Origin of the sequence: Nitrincola schmidtii (assembly GCF_008973715.1) — a bacterium.
In the GTDB taxonomy this organism is placed as follows: domain Bacteria; phylum Pseudomonadota; class Gammaproteobacteria; order Pseudomonadales; family Balneatricaceae; genus Nitrincola; species Nitrincola schmidtii.
The window spans coordinates 70,006-95,952 of record NZ_WBOL01000004.1 but is presented as its reverse complement, the minus strand read 5'-3'; the positions used below and the strand labels follow the sequence as shown (position 1 = coordinate 95,952).

Annotated in this window: 22 protein-coding genes; 11 read left to right on the top strand and 11 right to left on the bottom strand. The window is 44.9% G+C overall.

Annotated elements, in window-relative coordinates; genetic code table 11:
* The first annotated feature begins 179 nt into the window (after positions 1–179).
* Positions 180–1,187, top strand: coding sequence for an alpha/beta hydrolase (locus F7R24_RS04975; protein ID WP_168926779.1), 1,008 nt, complete (start codon positions 180–182; stop codon positions 1,185–1,187).
* Positions 1,188–1,216: 29 nt separating this feature from the next.
* Here the strand turns inward: F7R24_RS04975 and serA are convergent, their stop codons facing one another.
* Positions 1,217–2,449 carry a phosphoglycerate dehydrogenase gene (gene serA / locus F7R24_RS04970; protein WP_151670149.1) on the bottom strand — a complete coding sequence of 411 codons (1,233 nt, stop codon included), beginning with the start codon at positions 2,447–2,449 and terminating at the stop codon, positions 1,217–1,219.
* A 270-nt stretch (positions 2,450–2,719) separates the two neighbouring features.
* On the opposite strand from serA, the gene F7R24_RS04965 reads away from it, so the two are divergent.
* The 3 genes from F7R24_RS04965 to F7R24_RS04955 are packed head-to-tail and all read left to right on the top strand — an operon-like array spanning position 2,720 to position 8,728.
* Positions 2,720–4,288, top strand: coding sequence for a bifunctional metallophosphatase/5'-nucleotidase (locus F7R24_RS04965; RefSeq protein ID WP_151670148.1), 1,569 nt, complete (start codon positions 2,720–2,722; stop codon positions 4,286–4,288).
* 10 nt (positions 4,289–4,298) lie between these two features.
* Positions 4,299–5,903 (top strand): GGDEF domain-containing protein, encoded by a 1,605-nt coding sequence (locus F7R24_RS04960; protein WP_151670147.1) that lies wholly within the window; start codon positions 4,299–4,301, stop codon positions 5,901–5,903.
* Entirely contained in the window at positions 5,900–8,728 is a 2,829-nt protein-coding gene (locus F7R24_RS04955) for an EAL domain-containing protein (protein WP_151670146.1), read from the top strand. The genes F7R24_RS04960 and F7R24_RS04955 overlap by 4 nt, the downstream gene beginning before the upstream one ends.
* Here F7R24_RS04955 and F7R24_RS04950 read toward each other — a convergent pair.
* The gene (locus F7R24_RS04950; protein WP_151670145.1) at positions 8,694–9,569 is read right to left on the bottom strand and encodes a LysR family transcriptional regulator; all 876 of its coding nucleotides are present in this window, start codon (positions 9,567–9,569) and stop codon (positions 8,694–8,696) included. The genes F7R24_RS04955 and F7R24_RS04950 overlap by 35 nt on opposite strands.
* Positions 9,570–9,680: 111 nt before the next feature.
* On the opposite strand from F7R24_RS04950, the gene F7R24_RS04945 reads away from it, so the two are divergent.
* From F7R24_RS04945 to F7R24_RS04920, 6 genes are all read left to right on the top strand, one after another.
* Complete coding sequence (locus F7R24_RS04945; RefSeq protein WP_151670144.1) at positions 9,681–10,895, top strand: MFS transporter; 1,215 nt, start codon at positions 9,681–9,683, stop codon at positions 10,893–10,895.
* Positions 10,896–10,956: 61 nt separating this feature from the next.
* Positions 10,957–11,616 carry a fumarylacetoacetate hydrolase family protein gene (locus tag F7R24_RS04940; protein ID WP_151670143.1) on the top strand — a complete coding sequence of 220 codons (660 nt, stop codon included), beginning with the start codon at positions 10,957–10,959 and terminating at the stop codon, positions 11,614–11,616.
* A 159-nt stretch (positions 11,617–11,775) separates the two neighbouring features.
* The gene (locus tag F7R24_RS04935; RefSeq protein ID WP_151670142.1) at positions 11,776–13,410 is read left to right on the top strand and encodes a putative bifunctional diguanylate cyclase/phosphodiesterase; all 1,635 of its coding nucleotides are present in this window, start codon (positions 11,776–11,778) and stop codon (positions 13,408–13,410) included.
* A 116-nt stretch (positions 13,411–13,526) separates the two neighbouring features.
* Complete coding sequence (exaC, locus tag F7R24_RS04930) at positions 13,527–15,047, top strand: acetaldehyde dehydrogenase ExaC (protein ID WP_151670141.1); 1,521 nt, start codon at positions 13,527–13,529, stop codon at positions 15,045–15,047.
* A gap of 102 nt (positions 15,048–15,149) precedes the next feature.
* Entirely contained in the window at positions 15,150–16,307 is a 1,158-nt protein-coding gene (gene nosP, locus F7R24_RS04925) for a nitric oxide-sensing protein NosP (protein WP_151670140.1), read from the top strand.
* Complete coding sequence (locus F7R24_RS04920) at positions 16,304–17,653, top strand: hybrid sensor histidine kinase/response regulator (protein WP_151670139.1); 1,350 nt, start codon at positions 16,304–16,306, stop codon at positions 17,651–17,653. Before nosP ends, F7R24_RS04920 begins: the two co-directional genes overlap by 4 nt.
* Here the strand turns inward: F7R24_RS04920 and F7R24_RS04915 are convergent.
* Both F7R24_RS04915 and F7R24_RS04910 read right to left on the bottom strand, forming a co-directional pair.
* Positions 17,650–18,306 carry a response regulator gene (locus F7R24_RS04915; RefSeq protein ID WP_151670138.1) on the bottom strand — a complete coding sequence of 219 codons (657 nt, stop codon included), beginning with the start codon at positions 18,304–18,306 and terminating at the stop codon, positions 17,650–17,652. The genes F7R24_RS04920 and F7R24_RS04915 overlap by 4 nt on opposite strands.
* A gap of 179 nt (positions 18,307–18,485) precedes the next feature.
* Positions 18,486–18,767, bottom strand: coding sequence for a transcriptional repressor LexA (locus F7R24_RS04910; RefSeq protein ID WP_151670137.1), 282 nt, complete (start codon positions 18,765–18,767; stop codon positions 18,486–18,488).
* 220 nt (positions 18,768–18,987) lie between these two features.
* Between F7R24_RS04910 and F7R24_RS04905 the strand changes: the two genes are divergently transcribed.
* Positions 18,988–19,407, top strand: a complete 420-nt coding sequence (locus tag F7R24_RS04905; protein ID WP_151670136.1) for a CopD family protein — start codon at positions 18,988–18,990, stop codon at positions 19,405–19,407.
* A gap of 18 nt (positions 19,408–19,425) precedes the next feature.
* Here the strand turns inward: F7R24_RS04905 and F7R24_RS04900 are convergent, their stop codons facing one another.
* The 7 genes from F7R24_RS04900 to argS all read right to left on the bottom strand — a co-directional run bounded on the left by F7R24_RS04900 (position 19,426) and on the right by argS (position 25,812).
* A complete protein-coding gene (locus F7R24_RS04900) occupies positions 19,426–20,034 on the bottom strand; it encodes a ubiquinone biosynthesis accessory factor UbiJ (protein ID WP_151670135.1) in 609 nt (202 codons plus the stop codon).
* Positions 20,035–20,051: 17 nt separating this feature from the next.
* Positions 20,052–20,810 (bottom strand): bifunctional demethylmenaquinone methyltransferase/2-methoxy-6-polyprenyl-1,4-benzoquinol methylase UbiE, encoded by a 759-nt coding sequence (gene ubiE / locus F7R24_RS04895; protein WP_151670134.1) that lies wholly within the window; start codon positions 20,808–20,810, stop codon positions 20,052–20,054.
* A gap of 64 nt (positions 20,811–20,874) precedes the next feature.
* Positions 20,875–21,252 (bottom strand): gamma-butyrobetaine hydroxylase family protein, encoded by a 378-nt coding sequence (locus F7R24_RS04890; RefSeq protein ID WP_151670133.1) that lies wholly within the window; start codon positions 21,250–21,252, stop codon positions 20,875–20,877.
* 89 nt (positions 21,253–21,341) lie between these two features.
* Positions 21,342–22,673 (bottom strand): ATP-dependent protease ATPase subunit HslU, encoded by a 1,332-nt coding sequence (gene hslU / locus F7R24_RS04885; protein WP_151670132.1) that lies wholly within the window; start codon positions 22,671–22,673, stop codon positions 21,342–21,344.
* Positions 22,673–23,215, bottom strand: a complete 543-nt coding sequence (gene hslV / locus F7R24_RS04880; RefSeq protein WP_151670131.1) for an ATP-dependent protease subunit HslV — start codon at positions 23,213–23,215, stop codon at positions 22,673–22,675. The genes hslU and hslV overlap by 1 nt, the downstream gene beginning before the upstream one ends.
* Before the next feature lie 104 nt (positions 23,216–23,319).
* A complete protein-coding gene (locus F7R24_RS04875; RefSeq protein WP_151670130.1) occupies positions 23,320–24,051 on the bottom strand; it encodes an SPOR domain-containing protein in 732 nt (243 codons plus the stop codon).
* A 3-nt stretch (positions 24,052–24,054) separates the two neighbouring features.
* A complete protein-coding gene (gene argS / locus F7R24_RS04870; protein ID WP_151670129.1) occupies positions 24,055–25,812 on the bottom strand; it encodes an arginine--tRNA ligase in 1,758 nt (585 codons plus the stop codon).
* Between the last annotated feature and the right edge of the window lie 135 nt (positions 25,813–25,947).

Genomic DNA, 25,947 nt, shown 5'->3' with positions numbered 1-25,947 from the left:
GTAACGGTTGATTTAAAAAAAGCCCACGTACCATACCTCAAAATTGCTCTATTGTCCCTAACCTATGGGTATAAGAATCAGTTTTCCTAATTTTGTCATGTTACTGTGCAATGCTGTGGTCAACAGCCTAGAATAGTCGGATTACACATATGACCAGTGCATTGATCAGAAGGATAGAGATGCCAGAAGAACCCATAATACCGTTACGTGATCACTGGGTAGAGCAACTGAGGCATGAATTGGAAGTGTTTGACCCGAGTCGAGCAACGCTTTGCGATCAACGTTTAAAAGAGTATTACAAGCTCTATCAGTTTAACCGTATGCCTAATGATGTGGATTATTCTGCAGGCTTCCATTGGTTAAGTGACACGCAGCTTTTTATTCAGTATTTCCGTTGTAAGTTTGCTAAGGGAACCGTGGTGCTGGTGCATGGTTATACCGATCATTCAGGCTTGTATGGTCATTTGATCGAGCATTTGGTTAGAAATCAATGGAATGTCTTTACCTATGATCTGCCCGGTCATGGTGTTTCCTCAGGTGAAGCTTTGGCAATTGATAGTTTTGATCAGTATGTGGCCCAGCTTCAACATCTTTTGAATCATTACCGCGCTAGTTTTGTGGGACCTGTTGTGATGATGGGTCAAAGTATGGGTGGTTCAATTGTATTATCTTTTCTGGCAGCGTCTTCAGCACAGCAAAAGAAAGCCTGGTCAATCAGTGGCAGTGTGATGTTAGCTCCGATGATTCGTCCTGCGGATTATGATTGGATGAACAGACTATATCCTTTCTTTTACTGGTGGCTAGGGAGGCTAAAACGACGCTTTGCTCAATCGTCTCATAATCAGGCATTTTTAGATTTTCGCAGTCAAAGAGATCCTTTACAGCATCATTACATCTCGATGAAATGGATAGGCGCTATGCTGAAATGGGTAAAGCGAATTGAGAGTGCGAGTGCTCTTGAAGATGGTGCGTTAATCATTCAGGGTACGGGCGACCAAACCGTTAATTGGCAACATAACGTCCAGCAGTTAGAGCGCTTATGTCCACAGGCTCAGTGGTGTGTTATCGAAGGCGCGAGACATCATTTGGTCAACGAATCAAAACCCTTTAGAAAACAGGTGTTTGATGCAGTGGATGAATATTTAGTTAAGCATGCTAAAAAACCCACCCCCAAAAGGTTTAGCTAAACCTTTTGGGGACAGACTATCGGTGTCGATTAGAAAAGTCGACGACAGCGAATAGTACCTTCGATGCTAGATAGTTTATCTAAAGCGAGTGCAGAGTAGTCTGCATTAACATCGATGACTACATAACCCACGCTTTCATTGGTCTGTAGATACTGACCTAGTATGTTGATATTGTTCTCAGAGAAGATGCTGTTAATACGTGATAGCACGCCCGGCATGTTTTGATGAACATGCAACAAGCGGTGACTATCCGGATGGCCCGGTAGTGCAACTTCAGGGAAGTTAACAGAAGTAATAGAAGACCCGTTGTCACTGTAAGTGATCAGCTTTTCAGACACTTCATAACCGATGTTTTCCTGAGCTTCCATCGTAGAGCCGCCAACGTGAGGCGTTAGCAGTACATTGTCGAAGCGACGCAATGGAGAGATAAACTCATCGTCATTGCTCTTAGGTTCCACAGGGAATACGTCTATAGCGGCCCCTAGAATCTTTCCAGAATCGAGTGCATCGCACAGCGCTTCAATATCGACGACATTGCCCCTAGATGCATTCAAAAACACGCTGCCTTGTTTCATCTGTGCAAACTGAGCTGCACCGATCATGTTGCGCGTTGATGGCAATTCAGGAACATGTAGAGTCACCACATCACTGATGGATAGCAGCTCAAACAAAGATCCAACTGGTTTGGCATTACCCAGTGGCAGCTTGGTAACCACATCATAGAAGTACACATCCATGCCTAAATTTTCAGCAAGAATGCTTAGCTGAGTACCGATACTGCCGTAGCCGACAATACCCAGTTTCTTACCACGAATTTCATAGGAGTTTTTAGCGGTTTTCTGCCACTCACCACGATGAGCGCGTGCGTTCTTTTCAGGCACGCCACGCATTAACAAAATTGTCTCTGCAAGCACAAGTTCTGCAACTGAGCGAGTATTAGAGTAGGGCGCATTAAAGACGGCAATGCCGCACTGGGTCGCCGCACTAAGATCAACTTGATTGGTGCCGATACAGAAGCAACCGACAGCCACCAGCTTTTCAGCCGCTTCAAAAACGCGAGCTGTTAATTGAGTACGCGAACGAATACCAACGAAATGAACGTCACGAATACGCTCAATCAGTTCATCTTCAGACAATGAACCGCTGTGGGTTTCAATAGTGGTATAACCGTTAGCATTAAATGTATCGATTGCAGACTGGTGTACACCTTCCAGCAGCAGAATTTTAATTTTGCTCTTGTCTAGAGACGTTGTCTTAGTCATTGTGGGTAACTCACCGGTTTATGCGAAGAATTTCGCCATTGAATGTCAGGCGACGCATATTATCACATCAGCGACAAAGAGTGAGGGAAGATTGCAGTTCAGAGGTATCAAAATATTCATCCAAATGTGAAAAATTCTGATAAAGAAATCTTTTAAAACTCCTAAGCTCTAAAAATGACTGGTTATTTTGAATTCTAATACAGTAATCTAGTGTTATTGCTCAATTAGTTTAAAACTGTACCCTATAAAAAAGTAGTAAAGGAGTCGGTTATGCTTGCTCAACTGTTGTGTAAAACAGGCTTAAACAGCCTTAATTTGAATACAAAACTCTTCGTATCTTTGATGCTGTTATTGGCAATGGCTACTCAGTCAACAGCAGTCGTAGCGCAAACCGATCGGCTCACCTTGATATATGTCAGTGAGATGACCGAAATGGATAGCGAAGAAAAAGGTAGTTATCCAAAGCTAGCCAGTTTGCTTGAGCATTATCGACAAATAAATAATCACCTTGTGTTTATTTCTGGTGGCGGTGGTCTCGCACCCAGTGCCATGTCATCCCTTGATATGGGCGCACACATTATAGATCTATTGAATGCCATAGAACCCGTGGCGATGGTTGCTGGAAAACGTGAGTTCAGTTTCGGCGAAGATGTGCTTTCATTAAGAACCTATGAAGCAGCGTTTCCAGTGATCTCATCGAATATTTTTGATCCCATTACCCAAGAAAATCTGGATGGGGTTAACGATTCATTATTGATGACGGTAGACGGTGTCACCATAGGTCTGCTAGCACTTTTACCTCCTATCGCACATCAGGAGTACAACCTACAACGTGTAGAGATTCAATCTCCGGTCGATGCACTCAAACAACGAGCCAATGAACTGCGATCTGCAGGTGCTGATCGCGTGATTTTGACCTATTCCTGCTGTTACCGAGATTACTTAAACTATTTTGATGAGCTTGATCAATTACTTCATGATGGACTTATCGACTTAGCTTTGGGAAAAGATGAGCACCTTCTTCTGGCTGATCACCAGTTAGATCAAATGCATCCTGCTCATATTTGGATTACTCAAGGTGATGAAGTGGCTGTAGTAGAGCTAACTTTAGAAAAGGACGCGCCAACTTTCCTGATGAATTGGCAAACAGACAGTATGAATGCCTACCCTGCTGATGCTCAGGTGCAAATGTTAGTTGATGGCTACATTCAGCGATTAGAAAGTTTGCTAAATGAAGTGATTGCAGATGTGAAAACTGAGTTTGCCACCTTTCAAACTGACGTTAGAACGGCAGAAAATCCCTTTGGAAATTTGCTCGCTGATGTAATTAAAGCTCATGCTGATGCTGAAATAGCACTGGTTAATGGTGGTTATATTCGTGGTGAGCGTCAATATCAGATAGGGGAGCAGTTAGCTCGTCGCGATATCATGCGCGAATTGCCTTTTCGTGATCAAGTGGTGTTAGTCGAGGTCAGCGGTGAGCAGCTTCTCTTGGCACTGGAGAATGGCTTTAGCCAGATTGAAGAGATTAAAGGTCGTTTTCCTCATGTGTCAGGGATGCAAGTTGAATATGATAGGCGTAAACCAGTTGGAAAGCGTGTAGTCTCTGTGCGTGTCGCTGAACAACCCCTGTTACCTCAGCAAACCTATCGTTTAGCTACGCGACAGTTTATTGCTACGGGTGGTGATGGTTTTGATATGTTTGGTGATCTAGAGCCTTTGCGTTATGCAGGACAAAGCAATCGATTGATTGCCGATATACTGATTGACGCGATACAACAGAGTCAGCAAATTGCACCACTTAATGAAGGTCGTTTAATCGATTTGAGTTCACCTTAAGAGATTAATAATGCAGTTTTTTCGACCTATCGCAGTCAAACTTTCGGTAGCCTTAAGTAGTTTTTTAATGCTATTTATGCTGATGGCTGCGATCTCCTATTTCAATTCGAAGGAGTATGAAAGTTCATTAGTGACGGTGGTTGAACAGGCTCTCCCAGATCTGCGTCAATCAGCCAATGCAACTATTCAGGTCAAAGAGTTACCCTTTTTGACTGAACAATTGGCGCGCGCAGAAACCCAAGCGATGAGGCGTTTGGCGATGCAGGATATTCAGCACTTCAACCGGCAGATTGAAGCGTATCTAGCAGAGCAGTCGAATACTCAACTGCAGTTAAAGTTTGCGGCAATACAAAGTGAACTGGAGCATTTAGATCAACTTGTTGATCAGCAGTTAATCTATCAGCACAAAATCCAACAGCGCATTGCTGAACTCTATTCATTTTTTGAAATATTTGAATCCACGGTCAATAGGTCAACGTTTAGCACAGACTGGATTGTCGGTTTTTCTGCTACCCTGATGAGAGTCGCACGTTTATCCAATATAAATAGACTCAATGATTTAAGGCAGCTTGGATCGCAGATCGAGCAGTCTCTAGAAAAGCAGAAGTTGATGTTAGTGCAGATGGACGAAGCGACTCAACAGCAGGCACTGATTCTGCATGAGCAAATAGCTGCCATCATCTTCGATCAAGAAGGTCTGTTGCAGATGCGCACCGAGCAGCTCAGGTTACAAGGCAGAGCGACAGGTCGTAATCGTTTTATCCGATCTATGGTTCAAGATTTTGGTTTTGAAATTGAGCATCAAGGCATACAAATGCAACGTCAACTGAGTGAAGACGTTGGTATCTTAAGACAAAGTTTACATCAACAAACCTATTGGATTGGGCTGATATCAATATCAGCGTTGGTATTTTTGATCCTGATGGTTTGGTTTATCAAAATTCAAGTGATTAATCGGCTAGTTGATTTGAAGAAACGAGTCATAGAGCAGGTTGAAAATCCGGTTAAGCAGCTTTCGATCAAGGGGTATGATGAAATAGCTGAACTTTCAAAAGCATTTAATTTCTTTGCTGAAAAGGTAACCGAGCATAAAAATCGAGTCGAGCTGTTATCTCGAACAGATGCATTAACGGGTGTACATAATCGTCGCGGCTTTGATTACCATTTAGAACGAGTATTACATCAGGCTAAAGAGCAAAACCTACCCTTATCGCTATTAATGATTGATGTGGATTTTTTTAAAAACTACAACGATTTCTATGGTCACCAAGCGGGTGATCAGTCACTGAAAGAAGTGGCGAATTTGTTACGTAAAGTGTTTATGCGTCACCAAGACTTCGTTGCTCGATATGGTGGTGAAGAGTTTGCATGTATTCTTCCTGATACCAGCAAAGAGGCTGCATGCCAAATGGCAGAACAGTTGATTAACTTTTTACGTGCAATGAATATCGAACATCAAGCTAGTCAGGTTTCACAACATTTAACGGTCAGTATTGGTGTCGCCAGTTGTGAGGGGTCTAGGCTAGTGAGCGCTGAAGATTTGATCGAGTTGGCCGATACAGCATTGTATGAGGCAAAATCAAAGGGAAGAAACCGAATGGTAGTGAAGCAATGAGGATAAAACGACTAATCACCTTGGTCGTCACTATCAGCATGTGTGTAATAGTGCAGATATGCACCACTGCTGTTGCTAAAGAGCAAACGTTTAGTATCGGTACTCCGATGATTCAAACGCATGAAGAAACCTTGTTTCGTTGGCAACCTCTTGCGGACTACCTGAATAGCGTCGCTGATCCCAACCATCGATTTGAGATCAAGGTACTTGATTTGCAAGAACTTGAGACAGCTGTATCAGGTTCAACTATTGATTTTTTGTTTGTGAATCCCTCAGTTTACGTTAACTATAGTTATCGTTTTGGCCTCACTTCGCCCCTGGCAACTCTGGTTAATCGTGAACAAGGCTTTAATTCGAGTGAATTTTCTGGAGTGATTTTCACGCGTTCAGATCGTGAAGATATCAATCAGCTCGACGACTTAAAGGGCTTAGTGGTTGCGGCACCCTCCAAACAGTCGTTAGCTGCTTATCAAATGCAAGCCAGTGAACTGGTTAAAAGAGGGATTGATCCCAATTCAGATATTACCTTGCTTGAAACGGGCTTGCCTTTAACCAATACGTTGAATGCTGTCATGAGTGGAACGGCTGATGTCGGTTTTATTCGAGCGGGTGTGCTGGAAACCTGGCAGCAACAAGGCGTTATTCAGCCCAACAGTTATCGAATAGTTGAACCGCGTCAATTTGGTGGCTTTCCATGGGTGAGCAGTACGCGACTCTACCCTGAATGGCCATTTTCTGCCCTAGCACATACCGACCCTGACGTGGTTCGCCAAGTCACGGCGGCATTATTAAATCTACCCTTGAATAGTCCAACCAGCGAGGCATTGAGTATTGCTGGCTTTACTATACCAGGTGATTATCGCGGAATTGACCGATTACTCAGAGAGCTTCAATTAGAACCCTTTGATTACAGGCCACCCCTAACTTTCAAAGAGGTCTGGGCTGAGTGGCAGTTTCTAGGTTGGGTTTTTATTCTTAGCTTGGCGGGCTTAATGATCATCGCGGTCATAGTGTTGAAACGCAATAATGCAGCCCTAGCCTTGTCCCACTTAAATAATGCCATGATCACGCATCAATTACAGGAAAACGAGGCATTACTCAATCACGCGCAACAGGTGGCTCATATCGGTAGTTGGGAGTATGACCTAGATACGCATGAGTATAAATGCACAGAGCAGATGTGCTTAATGTTTGCTTTATCCTCAGAAAAAAAGCTAACGCTGGAAGATTTCATGAGGCCCGTAATTCAAGAAGATCAATCTGCTGTTCTGAGTGCATGGAATAAAGCTCACCAGCATGGTCGTGATTACGACATAGACTACAGGGTTAAGATTGGCGAACAAATTCGCTGGGTCCATGAAAAGCTCCATGTGATTCGTAATAGCCAAGGTCGTATGGTCAGGCTGCTGGGTACCATTCAAGACGTCACTGAAAAAATTGAATATGAACAACATATTGAGTCATTAGCATTTAAAGACACACTGACTCAGATACCTAATCGAGCTTGGTTACATGAATCATTAGACACATTACTTGAGAAAAAAATAATCGTTGAGCACTCAGCATTTTTAATATTACTGAACATTGATCGCTTTAAAACGATTAATAACGCTCGAGGAAGTCGTTTTGGTGATTCGCTACTCAAAGCAGTGGGTCACCGTCTGCAGTCCTGTCGAATAGGAGATGCTTCGATCAACGTTGCTAGAATGGCTGGTGATGAGTTCGCCATTCTGCTCGTCGCACAGCAATTTTCTGACATGTCGCTAAGTGATCTGGAAATATTTTTGTCAGATCATTGTGAGCAGATGTTTTCCGCTCCCTTTATTATTGAAGATGAACCAGTAGTCGTTACTGTCAGTACCGGTGTTACCCGCTTTCCTGAATCAGGTGTTGACCTAACATCAGATCAGATTTTCCAGCGAGCGAACATGGCCCTCGCGCACTCGCGCAAAGAAGGCGGTGCTCATCTTAGTTTTTATGAATCCCCGATGAGCGATGCCGCGGATTACCGTTTCAGATTAGAACGCGATTTGAAGCGTGCGGTGGAGCGCAAAGAGTTACGACTGTTCATGCAACCGCAATTTGATGTTAACGGAAACAAAGTAGCCGCAGAGCTGTTGTTGCGTTGGGAACATGCTGAGTTAGGGATGATCTCACCGGTCGAATTTATTCCTATTGCAGAGGCCAGCAACCTGATTGTTGAGCTTGATAGTTGGGTCATGACTCAAGCCTGTGATTTAATTCGAGATGCGGGTAAAAAAGGTATCAACTTGCATTTAGCGATCAATATTAGCCCTCGTCATTTCTGCAAAGAAACCTTCGTACCTTGGATTAGAGCGGTATTGAATGACCAGATGGTTGATCCTAAACGTTTTATCTTAGAAGTGACCGAAGGTGTATTTCTGCACAATATTGATGCAGTATCTGAAAAAATGAATACGTTGCGTCAATTAGGTTTGCAGTTTTCTATTGATGACTTTGGTACAGGATATTCATCCCTTGCTTACTTGAAGCGACTGCCGGTCAATGAAATTAAAATTGATCGGAGTTTTGTCCAAGATGCGCCAGATGATGCTGACGACGCTGCATTGATTGATGCTATCTTAGCCGTGGCAGATAAAATGCAGCTAAGAGTCGTTGCTGAAGGGGTCGAAACCTTTGAGCAGGCCGACTTCCTCAAAGAGCGCAGTGAATCAATTATCTATCAAGGTTATCTGTTTGGTCGTCCAGCACCCGTCGACGACTGGTTAGAACGATGGGAAGAACGCAGTTTTTCATCAAACACCTCAGCTATTGTCGAATTTGATCTTCCAGAAAATCAATAAAGGTTCGGTTAGCGCGTGATAGATATCCGCCTTTACGCCATGCTAAGGATAGATCAAGAATCACCGGCTGTTCAAAGGGGCGAGCAACCAAGGCAGGTTCATCACGAATCACCATCTGTAATAGTGTCGAGATGCCAAATCCCTGTTTAACAATCTGTTTAATTAACGGAATCAGGTTGGTTTCAAAGCCAATATGGGGCTGAAGTCCGGTCTCTTGAAGTAAGCGATTAATCACTTCACGGTGAAAGTAGCCTTCCTTGAATAACACCAATTCTTGGGCAAAGAAATCACTAGGAGAAATATGAGTGCATTCAGCCAGTGGATGATCATCGGCCATCACCACCATCATCTCTTCTCTCAAGAAAGGACAAAGTTCCAATTCCGTTGAGGCAGAGTCTTCAACAATAACTCCGATATCAATTTCACCACTCAGTAGCATCTGCTGAAGCTTTCGTGTTCCAGCCTCAATGACTGAAATTTGTAAATCGGGATAGCGATGACGAAACGCCATTAAAATAGGAGGGAAGTAATAAGACCCCAGCATTCCCGGAATACCGATACGAACCTCTCCGCGCTTTAAACCGCTTAACTCTTGCATTGCGTGTTCAGCTTCTTCTGCCGCCATCAGCACGCGACGAGCATGCATCAATAGCTCACGTCCTTCATCAGTCAGACTAATTTGTCGATCATGTCGATGAAAAAGTGAAATTTCTAGCGTTTGCTCAAGCTTCTGGATCGCCATGCTGACGGCGGGTTGGGCAAGTTTCAATTGCTCAGCCGCTGCAGTAAAACTGCCAAGCTCGGCCACTCTGACGAAGTAACGAAGGTGCTTTAGATTCATGATCACTTTCTCTTATGGTATCTATCATTAGTATATATTTTTATGATGGATTTGTCAGGGGTAGACTAGCCCTATTGTGTAACTAGTCAGTGTTCAACGAGGAAGCCCATCATGATCGAAAGCAGTAGTCCTCAGTTTTGGCGAGCAACGCTGGCGTTGTGTTTAGCCTCTTTTATTATTTTCGCCAATCTTCATGGTATGCAGCCGCTACTACCTATGTTAGCCGAAAGTTTGGGTCGAACCGAATTAGAAATAAGTCATGCTTACACTATTGCAACGCTTGTTTTAGGTTTGTCATTGCTTATTTATGGCCCTATTTCGGATGCTCTAGGGAGACGCGGTATATTGTTGTTTACCTTAACAGGGGTGTCGTTAAGTACCTTGGCATTAGGCTTTGCACAGGACTATGCCCAGTTGTTTTGGCTTCGCGCGTTGCAAGGTTTCTTTTTAGCAGGTGTCCCTGCCGTCGCTATCGCTTATATGGGTGATGAGTTCACCAAGCCTGCACTATTAACAGCAGTGGGCTTATACATAGCCAGTAACTCTCTGGGTGGGGTAACAGGACGTTTAGTCGCAGGTGCAGTGGGTGACTGGCTGGGTTGGTCAGATGTGTTTTTCATCTTAGGATTCGGAAGTCTGCTAGGTTTGCTCTGTGTTGTTTGGTTGCTACCCAAGTCAGAACACTTTACCGCGAGTGCCTTTCGTCCTGTGCAGATGTCTCGAGATCTAATCGGCCATATACGTAATCCGGTGTTGCTCTTGGCATATATCATCGGTGGGTTAAGCTTTTTAGTCTTCTTAAATCAATACACCTACATTACTTTTGTGTTATCAGTAGAGCCTTTTCAGATGTCAGCGACATGGATAGGGTTGCTATTTTTAACCTACCTGACAGGGACGATGGGCTCTTTGTTATCAGGACGGCTAAGTCGTCGTATCTCTGCTCCGGTTTGCATGGCGTTAGGTATCTTTGTCATGGTTATCGGAACGTTGTTAACGCTGACTTATAGTATCTCGGGTATCGTTGTAGGATTCTTCATTAACAGTTTTGGTTTCTTTCTAGCTCATTCGGTGGCCAGTGGTTGGGTCAGTCAGCATGCTTCTCATGCTCGAGCAAGTGCCTCAGCTCTGTATTTAGTGTTTTACTATGTCGGTGCCAGTGTAGGAGGCTTTTATCTTAATCCCTTCTGGTCAGCGGCGGGCTGGTCAGGTGTGGTGTTGGGTTCGCTAATGGTCTTTGCCGTCACTTTCGCCTGTGCGATGATACTGCTATTTTGGCAGCGCAGTGGTAGATCCAGCAGCGTGGTAAAACCAGCACAGTGCTAAATCCAGCGCGACACATAATCAATAGTTGTTTCAATCAATGAATACTAATAAGGAAAATAGCATGGCTTATCAGCATCTTCTTAATTCAACTCCTGTCGATCTCCCAGTGGGTAAAGTTGTTTGTGTCGGCAGAAATTATGCTGAACACGCGCGAGAGTTGAATAACCCTGTGCCAGATGAGCCGTTACTCTTTATCAAACCATCGACAGCGATTCAGTCAATGGAAGTTCCGATTATCCTTCCTAAAGATCGAGGTGGTTTGCATTATGAAGCGGAAGTTTCGGTATTGATTGGTAAGCCGCTTACCTGTGTCGATGAAGCTGAAGCGATGAAAGCGATCACTGGAGTGGGTGTTGCGTTAGATTTAACCTTGCGCGACCTACAAAGTCAGTTAAAGGAAAAAGGACTACCATGGGAAAAAGCCAAAGCATTTGATGGAAGCTGTTGTCTATCGTCGTTTACCTCTAGTGTAGGAGTAGATTTAACTCAACTTCCAATAAAATTATGGATCAACGATGAACTGCGTCAGGATGGCAATACTGATCAGATGCTGCGCACTATTGCCTCTTTAGTCGCGTATATTAGCCATTGGTTTACCCTGTTGCCTGGCGACGTCGTGCTGACGGGAACACCTGCAGGAGTAGGGCAGTTACAATCAGGAGATCAACTCACTTTGCAGCTATCTGATTTGTTGAAAGAATCGACGCAGGTTAGCAAATAAACTGCCAAATTAATCATCCTATTAGTCTAGTGGATGCCTTTCAACTAGGTTTTCTTAAACGCTATACCACTACTAATTGTATAGGATTTATATATTAACACCTGCCTTTAAAACTGTTAAGGTGCGAACAATTTTCATCAAAGGCAGGTGTTGTGTAGTTTGAACGCTGAGCAGTTACGACAAAAAATCTTACGTTTAGTTGCTGTTGGCATTATGCTGACCGGTTTAATGGTGGGTGGTATTTCTATCGTTCAGCTATATCGTGAAACAGATCGTCAGGCTGAAATTCTAGAGTTAACTGCTCCTGTGATTAAGGGGCAAGACCTATCTGCAATTCTGTCTACCTATGAAATACTATTTAGCACGTTGTTTATCACCCTACTGATTTTGGTAGCGGGCATGTTGTTAGTCACCCGTGCAATTCGTCCATTGCTGGACAAGATGGATCATATTAATCAGCAACGTCAGATTTCTGAACAAAAGCTACGTCACCTTGTTGAATACGATCAATTAACGGGCTTGCCTAATTGGTCACAGTTACATGTCCGTTTAGGCGAACGCCTTAACCTAGCTGAGAATGATCCCTTACGACAGTTCTCGGTCTTGTTCATCAATTTAAATCGTTTCAAAGCGGTCAATGAAAGCTTAGGTCATGAAGCAGGTAATCAAGTACTGCGACAAGTGGCTGAACGACTTAAACTACTCTTGCCAAAAGATGACTTGTTAGCCAGAGCCAGTGGTGATGAATTTTTGATGTGCGTTCAGGTTTATCAGGGCAAACCCGATATTGAAGCCATTGCAAAAGCGATCATCGCGAGCCTAAAGCAGCCGTTTAGAATTAATGAAAAAATGGTTTATTTAGATTCCACCATTGGCATCAGTCTCTTTCCAGATCATGCGCCGGATGCAGAAACCCTATTACGTAATGCTGATGCCGCTCAAGCGCATGCTCGACAGTTGGGACAAGGGCGCTATCAGTTTTATGAAAAAGATATGAGCGCTCAGAATCTGGAACGTTTTGAGTTAGAAACAGATCTTCGTGGTGCACTTGAGCGTGGTGAGTTTGAAGTCTATTACCAGCCCCAACTAGATTTAGACACTGGCAGCATTTCTGGTGCTGAAGCACTGATTCGTTGGAATCATCCTACGCGTGGCAGAGTTCCTCCTGTTCAATTTATTTCAATTGCAGAGGAAACTGGATTAATTCATCCAATGGGTGAGTGGGTATTAGAAGAAAGCTGTCGGCAAGCTTGCATCTGGCAGGCACAGGGACATTTTTTAAAAATGTCGGTTAACCTTTCTGCGCTTCAGTTAAATAACGGTGATATTGTCAATGTAGTCAGAGATGTGTTGTCTCGGACAGGTTTAGAATCGCGTTGGCTTGAGTTGGAGCTAACCGAAAGTTACCTGTTTGAAAACTTTGCCCGCAGTGCTCGAGTGCTAAAGCGTCTGCGCTTATTAGGCGTCTCTTTAGCCTTGGATGACTTTGGAACTGGCTATTCATCATTAAGTTATTTGCGTCGTTTAACACTTCACCGTCTAAAAATTGACAGAAGTTTTGTTAAAGGTCTGCCAGACGATCCCGGTGATTTGGCGATTGTTAATACGATTTTTGCGATGGCAAAAAGCTTATCGCTTGAGGTGGTTGCTGAAGGGGTTGAAACCCAAAAACAACATGAATGTTTAGTTGCCTTAGATTGCAAAACCAATCAAGGATACTTTTATGCTGCGCCGGAGTCTGCTGCCTCTTTTCAACAGCGCCTTTCCCAGTTAAAAATTGCTAATCAGTACTAAAGTACTGGTTTTTTCAGTGCTGTTGCAGAATAGCCAATCCTAGTCGTCTCTCGTTAGTATCAGGTCTGATCAAGTGATTGCTTCGATCACAACCAATAAAAATAAGAGGCGACAAAATGATATATGCACAACCAGGACAGCCAGATGCGCTGATCGCTCCTAAAGCACGTTATGAAAACTTTATCGGTGGCCAGTGGGTTGCACCGGTCAAAGGTCAGTATTTCAAAAACATCTCTCCAGTCACCGGTGAAGCTTTCTGCGAAATCCCTCGCTCCAGCGCAGAAGACATTGAATTGGCTCTGGATGCCGCGCATGCTGCAAAAGCCGCATGGGGAACCACATCTGTTACGTACCGCTCCAATTTGTTGCTGAAAATTGCCGATCGCCTAGAGCAAAATCTAGAAATCATGGCCGTCGCAGAGACTTGGGATAATGGTAAAGCTGTTCGTGAAACACTGAATGCTGATGTCCCTCTCGCGGTGGATCACTTCCGTTATTTTGCTGGCGCTATTCGTGCTCAAGAAGGCTCTATAGGCGAAATTGACCACAATACCGTTGCCTATCACTTCCACGAGCCGCTGGGCGTTGTCGGTCAGATCATTCCTTGGAACTTCCCATTATTAATGGCGGCATGGAAATTAGCACCGGCACTGGCTTCAGGTAACTGTATTGTACTAAAGCCAGCTGAACAGACGCCTTGGTCAATCCTTGTGTTTATGGAAATCATTGCGGATCTATTACCACCGGGTGTACTCAATGTTGTGAATGGTTATGGCGCAGAAGCAGGACAAGCCCTTGCCACGAGCAAGCGTATCGCCAAAATAGCCTTTACCGGTTCAACGCCGGTTGGATCGCATATCCTGAAATGTGCGGCTGAAAACATCATTCCATCAACGGTAGAGTTAGGCGGTAAATCACCGAATATCTTCTTCAAAGATGTAATGGATTTTGAAGACAGCTATCTAAGCAAATGTATTGAAGGTGTGGTGCTCGCTTTCTTCAACCAAGGTGAAGTCTGTACTTGCCCATCACGCTTACTGGTTCAGGAAGACATCTATGATGAGTTTATTGCCAAGGTCATTGAACGTACCAAGCTGATCAAGCGCGGTAATCCTTTGGATACCGACATTATGGTGGGTGCTCAAGCCTCTGAAGAGCAATATAAGAAGATCCTAGGCTATTTTGATATTGGTCGTGAAGAGGGTGCAGAAATTCTGATCGGTGGTGGTAAAGAGCAGTTGGATACTAGCTTAAATCAGGGCTTCTATATTCAACCGACCCTGATCAAAGGTCACAATAAAATGCGCGTCTTCCAAGAAGAGATTTTTGGCCCTGTGGTGTCTGTCACTACTTTCAAAGATGAAGCAGAAGCACTGGCGATTGCCAATGACTCTGAATTTGGCTTAGGAGCAGGTCTATGGACGCGAGACATGAACCGAGCTTATCGTATGGGTCGTGGTATTGAAGCCGGTCGAGTATGGACCAATTGCTACCATCATTATCCAGCGCATGCGGCTTTTGGCGGCTATAAAAAATCCGGTGTCGGTCGTGAAAACCATAAGATGATGCTCAATCATTATCAGCAGACCAAAAATATGCTGGTTAGCTATGATGTCAATCCGATGGGCTTTTTCTAACAGCATTTTAGCCTCTTAGGATAAGCGCTACGATTATTCAGGCTATACTGATAACGCCCGTCACAATGATGGGCGTTTTTCGTGATAGATCAGAGTGTAAACATGACCGACACTAACCGCATCCCTCCTGTTATTACGGCAATGTCGGATGCTTCTGACCCCTATGTTGCAGCAAGTGAATTAGCACAAGCACTGTGTCATCCTGAATTGGAAGGAGTGATCTTTTTTTGTTCTGCTGAATATGACTTAGAACACTTAGCCGCTGCGCTCAATCAGTCATTTGCCAACACTTGTTTAGTTGGTTGTACCACTGCCGGCGAAATCACCCCAAGAGGTTATGATCGTGGCACCATAGTGGGGTTAGGCTTTCATCGTGATAGCTTTACCATGGAGGCTTCTTTGATTGCAGACTTGGATCAATTCAGTTTGCCTGAAGCACAAGCTCAATTGGATCAACTGATTCGCGCACTTCGGCAGCGCACAACGGACTCCTTAGCGGGTAGATGCTTTGCCATGACCCTGCTAGATGGTCTATCAAGTCAAGAAGAGTTAGTCTTGGTTGCTTTAGATTCTGCACTGGGTAGTATTCCCCATTTCGGTGGTTCTGCGGGTGATGATATTCAGCTCGCGGGCACTCATGTTTTTTATCAAGGAGCTTTTCACAATGAAGCGGCGGTGTTGACTTTGATGCATACCGTCTTGGATTTTGAAGTCTTTAGTACCCACCATATGCAAAGTTTGGCGACCAAGCTGGTGGTGACACAGGCGGATTCTGATAAGCGTCAAGTGATAGAGCTGAATGCCGAGCCTGCTGCTCAAGTTTATGCACGCATGTTGGGTATAGAACCTGAAGAACTCAATCCCAAAGTTTTCGCATTACATCCTTTAGCGGTAAAGCTAGGACAAGAATACTATGTCCGTTCCATCCAAAAAGTGAATGAGGATATGAGTCTGACCTTTTACTGCGCCGTCGGCAATGGAATGGTATTGACTGCCATGCAACCGCAACCGATATTGCCCGATCTAGAGCGACGCTTTGCACATATAGAAGCACGTATTGGCGAGCCAATGATCACCTTGGGGTGTGACTGCTTTCTTCGCCGCTTAGAAACGGAACATTTAGGTAGTTTGGATGAAGCATCGGCCTTTTTTCGTGAACATAGGGTGATAGGGTTTAATACCTATGGTGAACATTTCGATGGTGTTCATATCAACCAGACCTTCACGGGCGTTGTGATTGGAAAGGAAACTGTTCGATGAGTGATCTTACCTCCACCAATCTATCTTCATACGGAACCTTATTGGCTGAAAATCAGCGACTTAAAAAGATAAATGCTGCTTTGATTGAGCGTGTCGAAGCAGGCAGTGCGTTTAACGCCGCACCTTATGCTGCTTTTGAACATTCAGCTTCATTAGCAGAGCAAGTGAGAGAACGAACAGAGGCGCTGTCCGTTGCAATGGGGGAGCTAAGGCAAACCAACCAAGCATTGAAGCAGGCAAATCTCTCCCGAACCAAGTTTCTGGCAGCCGTCAGCCATGACCTGCTGCAGCCATTAAATGCCGCACGACTATTCACGGGCGCGTTGTTGGAACAGCCATTACAGGGCGAACTCAAGCATCTGAGTGAATCCATTCATCGTTCTTTGCAAGATGTTGATAGTTTGTTAGGAACGTTGGTGGACATATCGCGTTTAGATGCTGGAGTGATCAATCCCGATATCAGTATCTTTCCAATTTCGGATCTATTGGATAATTTGGCGGCTGAGTTTACCCAAATCTGTGACATGGAGCAGCGGCATTTTCGTTATCAATCCAGTAGTCGCGTTGTTTCAACGGATTTAGTGTTACTGGCTCGTATACTGCGGAATTTTTTAACCAATGCAGTACGCTATACGACGCCTAGCTCGCGCATTGTGTTGGGTTGCCGTCGTCGTCCTAATAGCTTGGAAATACAGGTATTGGATAGCGGTATTGGTATTGCTGACGATCAACTTGAGCATATTTTCGAAGAGTTTCGACGCATTCAACCAGAATCAGGACTACATGATCGCGGTTTAGGGTTGGGTTTGGCGATTGTTGACAAGATTGCTGGCATGTTAGGTCATCAAGTTCGGGTAATGTCGATCAAGGGTAAAGGTTCATTATTCAGTGTTACTATTCCATTGGCTGAACCGCAACTCAATACTTTTCCCGCCCTTCAGACAGAAAGCTCTGATCAGCAGTTGCTTCAAAATAGTGAAGTATGGGTCTTGGATAATGATCCGGCGATTTGCATTGCGATGGTTTCTTTACTGACCAGTTGGGGTTGTAAGGTGAAAACCTTTGAGAAAAGTGCCCGTCTTAGCAAAGAGTTAGCATGTTACCCTCAAGGTCCAGACCTGTTAATTGCCGATTATCATCTAGATGAACACGAATCCGGAATAGAAGCGATACAGCGGCTTCGAGGTGAATACGCATTTCAATCCGCGGTATTGATGATCACTGCTAACCATACCAGCAGCCTAAGGCAGCGCGTTCGTAGTTTAGGTTATAGAATGCTGAATAAACCGGTAAAACCTCTCAAACTGAAAGTCACTATCGCCCACCTTCTAAGGCAAGTGACTTAGCGTCGAATCAGTTGTGAAAAGTCCACTTCACTGGCGGCTAAAATGGCCTGCACTCGGTTTTGTACATCTAATTTAGACAAAATAGCTGACACGTGAGCTTTAACGGTGGTTTCTGCAATATTCAAGTGAGCAGCAATTTGTTTATTCGAATCCCCTTCAACCATTCGTTGTAACACCAGTAACTGCTTACGAGTCAGGCTATACAATTGCTCTAATGGTAGCTTTGCCTTAGCTTTAGGTTGTGGTGTTGACGATTGACGCATAATGCTTGCTGGAAGGTAAACTTCACCCTTTAAGATCAACTCAATGGCATGACTCATTTCATGACGAGAAGAGGATTTAGCGATAAAGCCGATAGCGCCTTGATCCATGGCCTGTAAAACAGTTTTTTTCTCTTCATCCGCAGAGATGATGGCAATGGGAATGGTTGGCGCTTGTTGGCGTAAATGATACAGACCTTCTAAACCATTCATTCCTGGCATATTGATATCAAGCAAAATAAGATCGGCATCTTCATGCTCGATGGCCAGTTCTAACGCTTCATCAAAGCTACCGGCCTCTAAGATTTCGGGCTTGTTTAAGCTGCTGTTGATGACATGAATAAGTGCTTCTCTGAACAGGGGGTGATCGTCAGCAATCAAGAACTTATGCACAGTCTCTATCCTTTGTTTTTTATTAACTCTACACCAAAACCACAGCCTTCAAAACGGCCTTTACCAAAACAGTACATAGAAAAAAGCCCGCTACCTAGGACAGTGAGTAGGTAGCGGGCTTAAAAAACTGTAATTTAAGGTTAAATGTTTAACTCAGTCGCATTAGGATGGCAAGCGGATTAAGATGTCACGCAAAAGCTTGGAATGAAATCGAGTTTGTCATTCTCAAGTTGCTCTGCCAACGCGAGCCCTGATTGGCTAATAAACACACCACGGGATTTGCCCGCAGCTATTCTCAGGTAGCCATGTTCTTGCAGCGTTAATACGTGTTGGATGAAGGTGTTGTAGTCCATATCATTAAATTGATCTTTCAGTGTCATCATCACTGGCGGAAAAAAACCGTTACGTTTTCCTAGACGCTTCAGCGCTAGAAGTATGTTCATTTCAACCGTGCTAATCATGGAAATCACCTATCATTTGTTACTCATGCACGACCAAAGTATAGTCCTTTTTTGTTGCGGTGCAACATTTATCGTTCAAGATTGGTGTTTTTTTAGTCGTATATGAGCTGAATAGGCACTGGGTCATGAGTGGTGTTCAGGGTAGAATGGTATTCTAAGTGACTGAAGTTCATACACTGAACGCAAACCGTTAAAGAGCTGTGAATCTATAGGTACTGATATGACTTTTTTGTGGATTAAACTGTTACATATACTGGGTATGACCAGTTGGATGGCGGGTATTTTTTACCTTCCAAGAATCTTTGTGCACTATGTGGAAGGACGAGAAGCGGGTCAGGATGTCGCACGTTTAGAAATCATGGCTCGTAAACTTTTTGGTTTTATGACCATTATGGCGGTGTTTACCTTAGGTTTTGGTTTGTGGTTATGGTTTGGTTATGGGTTTAGAGGAGGTTGGTTGCACGCCAAACTACTCTTTGTTGGCTTTCTGATCGGTTATCACTTCTGGTGCCTAGCTTACCTGAAAAAGTTACAACGTGGTGTGTTAGATCGCAGTGGTCGTTACTTTAGGCTTTTTAATGAGCTGCCTTTGCTGATCTTTATCCCGATCCTTTATTTTGTGTTAATGAAGCCTTTTTAAGCTTCCTTAATCAAGACCTTATCGAAGCGCGTTAATGCGTGCTTCGAGTCTCTCTACATCATCCCGTAGTTGATCTACCTTTTCCATGAACTCCTCGATTTCAGGTCGAGGAGGCAGGACACCGAGTTCCTCTTGCAGGTATTCAACTGTATTGTCGGTCAGGCTTTGTCTTGCCTGCGAAAAAAATTGACGCTGTTGATTGATAAATTGAGCAAGGGGGTGAGCGGTAGTGTCTCCGACGATATCAGCAAGCCAGGCTTCCCAGTCGATGCTGAAGTCACGAAGCAGTTGACTAAATTGAGTCGCAAGACCTGTGTCTCCCAGCACATCGATGCCTTTGCCAAATAATTTTTCATCGGGATTACTGCTATACAGCATCTGTATGAAATCAGATGCTTGGCCACTTAGGGTGAGATCAGCCGTTGCTTCACTGTGAAGTAAGAGATCAATCCCTTCAGCATTAGGAACCAGCGTTAGATGCAGTGTTGGCTGGCGAATATCGAATCTGATTACCTTACCTGAGAGTTTTTCAAGTTGTTTGAGTGTTTTGGGATCTTTCTTTAATAATTGGTTTAAGCTGGTTTCAGCCGTTCCGATCATTGCAGCAGTCAACAACTCAACAGACATGATAGTCTCCCGCTCAGTTAAGGTTTTATACCCGTGTGTAGCGCAACCACGCCACCTGTCATGTTTTCATAACGACAGTTCACCAGTCCCGCTTCTTCCATCATATCCTTCAGCGTCTCCTGATCGGGATGCATGCGGATGGATTCTGCCAGATAACGGTAGCTTTCGGCATCGTTGGCAATCAATTTACCCATTTGCGGTAAAATATTGAACGAGTAAAAATCGTAAATTTTGGTTAAGGCGATATTTTGCGTTTTAGAAAACTCCAATACCATTAACTTACCACCTGGCTTTAACACCCGTTGCATTGAGCGTAAGGCCGCATCTTTGTCAGTCACGTTACGTAGACCAAAGGCGATGGTAATGACATCAAAGGTGTTATCAGCAAAGGGAAGTGCTTCAGCGTTGGCTTGAACATACTCGACATTTCCGGCTGTGCCGCTGTTGATCAGTTTGTCACGACCAACTTTCAGCATGGAGTCGTTAATGTCAGCCAGTATAACTTTTCCGGTTGGGCCCACTAAACGCGAGAATTTGCGTGTCAGATCGCCTGTGCCACCAGCAATGTCTAAAACGCTTTGACCTGAGCGAACGCCGCTGCGCTCGATAGTAATACGTTTCCATAAACGATGAACGCCGCCGGACATTAGGTCATTCATCAGATCGTATTTACCAGCAACAGAGTGAAACACATCAGCCACATGGCGAACTTTTTCGTCTACTGGAATTTCCCGAAAGCCAAAATGTGTAGTGTTATCCTGTGGTTTTTCGCTCATGCTGTCTCCGCTGGTTGCATGTAAAAAGGGGCATTGTAGCGCTGCTGAAAGAGTTTGTCCTGCTTCAGCCGCGTGCAATCAGACCGCCATCACGTGACCCACCTTCAGCGGCAAGCTTTGCCAGATAATTCTGCCAGTAATGGGCTTGATTATGCGCTAAGTCGAATAGGTATTCCCAGGTATATAAGCCGGAATCATGACCGTCATCAAACACTATTTTAAGTGCATAGTTGCCACTCGGTTCAATAGCTTTAATGCCGACCAAGCGTTTGCCTGTTTGCAGTTTTTCTTGGCCAATGCCATGGCCGCGCACTTCTGCAGAAGGAGAGTGGACACGCAAAAACTCTGCCGTGAGCTCGTAAGATCCCTCTTCATAAACCAGTTCAAGTGTTCTGGATTTAAGGTGTAAGCGGATATCAGAAGGTAAGGGAACCTGTATCATCGGACTCTATTCCAAAGTTAGGCTGGGCAGAAGACTCTTTTTGGAAAGCATTGTCCAGAGAGCTCTGCCCAGTAAGTTATAGAGTCAGCTTATAAAATATAGTGACTCAAATCTTCGTTATGGCTCAATTCAGCGAGTTGCTGGTTAACATACGCAGCATCGATCACAATTGATTCACCGGAACGATCAGAAGCGACATAAGAAAGCTCGTCAAGTAGACGCTCCATCATGGTATGTAAACGTCGAGCGCCGATGTTTTCAGTTTTTTCATTCACTTGAAAAGCCAGCTCAGCAATCCGGTTGATACCATCTTCGGAAAACTCGATATGAACTCCTTCTGTTGCAAGAAGCGCTTTGTATTGTTCAGTCAAAGACGCGGTAGGCTCTGTCAGGATACGACGGAAGTCTTCTGGCGTCAGCGCTTTTAATTCAACTCGAATCGGTAAGCGGCCTTGAAGTTCTGGAATCAGATCAGAAGGCTTAGCCAGATGGAAAGCACCCGAGGCGATAAACAAAATATGGTCAGTTTTCACCATGCCATACTTGGTTGAAACCGTGCAGCCTTCAATCAGCGGTAATAGGTCACGCTGAACCCCTTCACGTGACACATCCGCGCCACTGGTGTTGCCACGCTTACAGACCTTGTCTATCTCATCGAGGAACACGATACCGTTTTGCTCGACCTTATAAACGGCTTGCTGCTTGATATCATCTTCTTTGATGAGGGTGCCGGCTTCTTCATCCGTCAGCAGTTTCATCGCTTCTTTCACTTTTAAGCGACGTGACTGTTTCTTCTGCTGCCCTAGATTAGAGAACATGCTTTGCAGCTGGTTGGTCATCTCTTCCATACCCGGTGGCGCCATGATTTCTACGCCGACCTTGGGTTGAGCGACTTCAATCTCTATCTCTTTATCGTCTAATTGACCTTCGCGTAGTTTTTTACGGAAGATTTGACGTGTAGCACTATCGGTTTTGCTGCTGTCATTGCTGTAGCTGTCAGTTCGAGCAGGTGGTAGAAGTGCATCTAATACGCGTTCTTCGGCCAGATCTTCAGCTTTAACACGAACCTTAGCCATGGCTTCTTCACGGACCATTTTGACCGCCATTTCAACCAGATCACGCACAATGGTTTCTACATCACGGCCAACATAACCGACTTCGGTAAATTTAGTGGCTTCTACCTTGATGAAAGGAGCATTCGCTAGGCGAGCTAAACGACGGGCAATCTCAGTTTTACCGACACCGGTAGGACCGATCATTAGAATATTTTTCGGGGTGACTTCAGGGCGCAATACGTCATCTAACTGCATACGACGCCAGCGGTTTCTGAGGGCAATCGCAACTGAACGCTTGGCTTGCTCTTGACCAACGATATGGCGATTAAGCTCATGTACGATTTCGCGAGGGGTCATATCAGACATTAATCATTTCCTCCGGAGACAGATTCCAGCTGTTCAATGGTCAAGTTGCTATTCGTAAAGACACAAATACCTGCAGCGATGTGTAGGCTTTTTTCCACAATATCGCGAGCACTGAGATCGGTGTTGTCTTTTAACGCACGGGCAGCGGCCAGGGCATAGTTACCACCAGAACCGATGGCCACTAGGCCATCTTCTGGCTCAATGACATCACCATTGCCGGAGATTAAAAAAGTTTTTTCTTTGTTGGCAACGAGCATCAGGGCTTCTAGACGGCGCAGAACACGGTCACTTCGCCACTCTCTGGCAAGATAAATAACCGCATTGACGATATTGCCTTGATGTTTATCGAGCTGCTGCTCGAATAAGTCCCGAAGTGTGATTGCATCCGCTGTTCCCCCAGCAAAGCCGGTAATCACTTGATGCTTGCCTAGAACGCTTACTTTACGAGCGGTGCCTTTCATTACGGTGTTGCCCAGTGACACCTGGCCATCACCCCCTACAACCACCTGATTACCGCGGCGGACAGATACAATCGTTGTCATAGTTTATTCATTCCATAGCGCATTAATGTGGATGATATGGATGCTAGAAAACGTTTTTCAAGTGAAAGGTACCTAAGATAACCGAAATTTCTGTCATCTTAGGACTAGTTTAATGGAATCGGCATAGGTGATATGCCTAAACTGGTGAGTTGATTTCGAGCGCGATTCAATTCTGTTCGATTGTTAAAAGGACCCGTGCGAACGCGGTACCAAATGCCATTATCACCCTCGACTCTGGAAGTGTGCACGTTAGGTAACCCACTCAGCAGCAGTTGAGCACGCATACGCTCTGCATCTGCTTCTTCGCGAAATGAACCTGTTTGCAATAAAAAGCGTGACTGGGCATCGGGTGCATCTCTCGGAGTCGAGTGATAAACACCCTGCGGCGCCTGAACTTGAGAACGTGGCAGAATATCGTAAAAATCAAATCGAGCTTCAGGCGCTTCAGGTGGTGGTGGAATTTCAACGACCTGTGGCTCTGGCACAGCTTCTGTAGCTGCTGGCACAACAACGGGAGCGGGAGGTTGAACAGGAACTGGAGCAGGCTGTGGAACAGCTTGTTGTCTTGGCGCTTGAGGTGCAGGCGCGGGTTGCTGTCGAGGTGCCACTCGTTCTTGACGAGGTTCCACTCGAGTATCTTGAAGATCAGAGGGACCGGTAGCGATCAGTAATTTTAACAGGTACACCAAACCAAACAAACCAACGCCAGCCAGTATCGCACGAGGCCACCAAGGTTTTTTACGACGAGGTGGCGGAGCGCTGCTCTGGCGTTTGGCGGGTGTGCGACTGGCAGAGTTACTGCGTCGTCGTTTCTGTGCGTAATCCTGTCGCGCCATAAGTTACATCTGCTCGGGTGCAGAAGCTCCCAAAAGTTCTAATCCATTAGCGATGACTTGGCGCACAGCGATACTGAGCGTCAAGCGAGCATTACGAAGATCGCTTTCATCAATTAGCATTTTATGACCGTTGTACCAGGTATGGTAATCACCCGCTAATTCACGGAGATAGTTCGCCAATTGGTGAGGTTCATAGTTCATCGCAGCATTTTGTAATATTTCAGGGTAGCGAGACAGTTTAGTAATAAGGTCTTTTTCAGCTTCGCTATTCAGTAACTCTAGCGCCGCGATCCCTTCATCTTGATGCCAATGCATACCGTCAGCTTCCAGCTTACGGAGAACCGAGCAGACGCGGGCATGAGCGTACTGAATATAGTAGATCGGGTTATCTTTAGATTCTGATTTCGCTAACTCTAAGTCAAAATCCATGTGCTGTTCTGCTTTACGAGTCACGTAGAAGAAACGACAGGCATCTTTACCCACCTCATCACGCAGTTCGCGTAGCGTCACAAATGAGCCTGAGCGAGTCGACATCTGCACACGCTCTTCACCACGGTACAAAATAGCAAACTGAACCAGTTTGACGATCAGTTTTTCAGGATCATAGCCAAGCGCAGAGATAGCCGCCTTAACACGAGTGATGTAACCATGATGGTCAGCACCCCAGACATTGATCACTTGATCAAAACCACGGTCGAACTTGTTCATGTGATAAGCGATATCGGATGCAAAATAGGTCGTCTGTCCATTGGCGCGCTTCACTACACGGTCTTTATCATCACCAAAGGCGGTAGAGCGGAACCAGATATTGCCATCTTGCTCATATAAATGCCCTTTAGACTCAAGAATATTGAGCGCTGTATCGACATCACCACTGCTCGTCAGTGAGCGTTCAGAGAACCATACTTGGTAATCCACGCCAAACTCACTTAGATCTTCACGAATATCGCCGAGAATAGAGTCCAAACCGGCATTAAATACTAGGTTATAGTCATCACCTAAAAGCTGTTGTGCGCGTTCAATCACTGCATCAATATACTGATCTTTATCTCCACCTTGTGGTTCATCGGCGGGTAGATTGGTAAAGACCGCATCAATCGATTGCTCAAAGCGATTTTGATGGTCAATGACCAAACGATGGGCAATATCACGCACGTAATGGCCTTGATAGCCGTTGCTTGGGAAAGTTAAGTCAGCACCCAACTCTTCTAAGTAACGCAACCAAACGCTGGCAGCTAAGATGTTCATTTGGCGGCCAGCATCATTCACATAGTATTCGCGTTCTATTTCAAAGCCCGCTGCTTCCAGTAAGTCTGCAACGGTGGCGCCATAGGCTGCCCCACGACCATGACCGACGTGCAAAGGGCCCGTTGGGTTGGCGGATACAAACTCAACCTGTACACGTGGACCCGAGTTAGGGATGGCACGACCGAAGCTTTTACCTTGCTCTAGAATCTCTTTAACGACAGAAAAAATCGCATTAGGATTGAGAAAGAAGTTAATGAATCCGGGGCCGGCGATCTCTGTTTTGATCACTTGGTTCGAGGCAGGTAGTGCTGCACAGATTTTATCAGCCAGTTGTCGAGGATTGCTTCGCGCTGCTTTAGCCAATGTCATGGCAAGATTAGTTGCCAAATCACCGTGTGCTTTATCACGGGTATTCTCAATATGAATGTCGGCCTGCGTTTCTGCAGGCAGGGTACCTTGATTGATGAGTGCTTGAATGGCTTGGTTAAGCAGTGTGACTAAGTGTTCTTTCATGCGTCTTCCGTTGGATGGCTGATACCGGACCGAAACTGGTCGAATGAGCCATTATAATTCCTCATTCCACTGGAATGCCAACATCACAGCTCAATAACAGGCTGGTTTGGTCAATAATCGTCAAATCGACTAAAA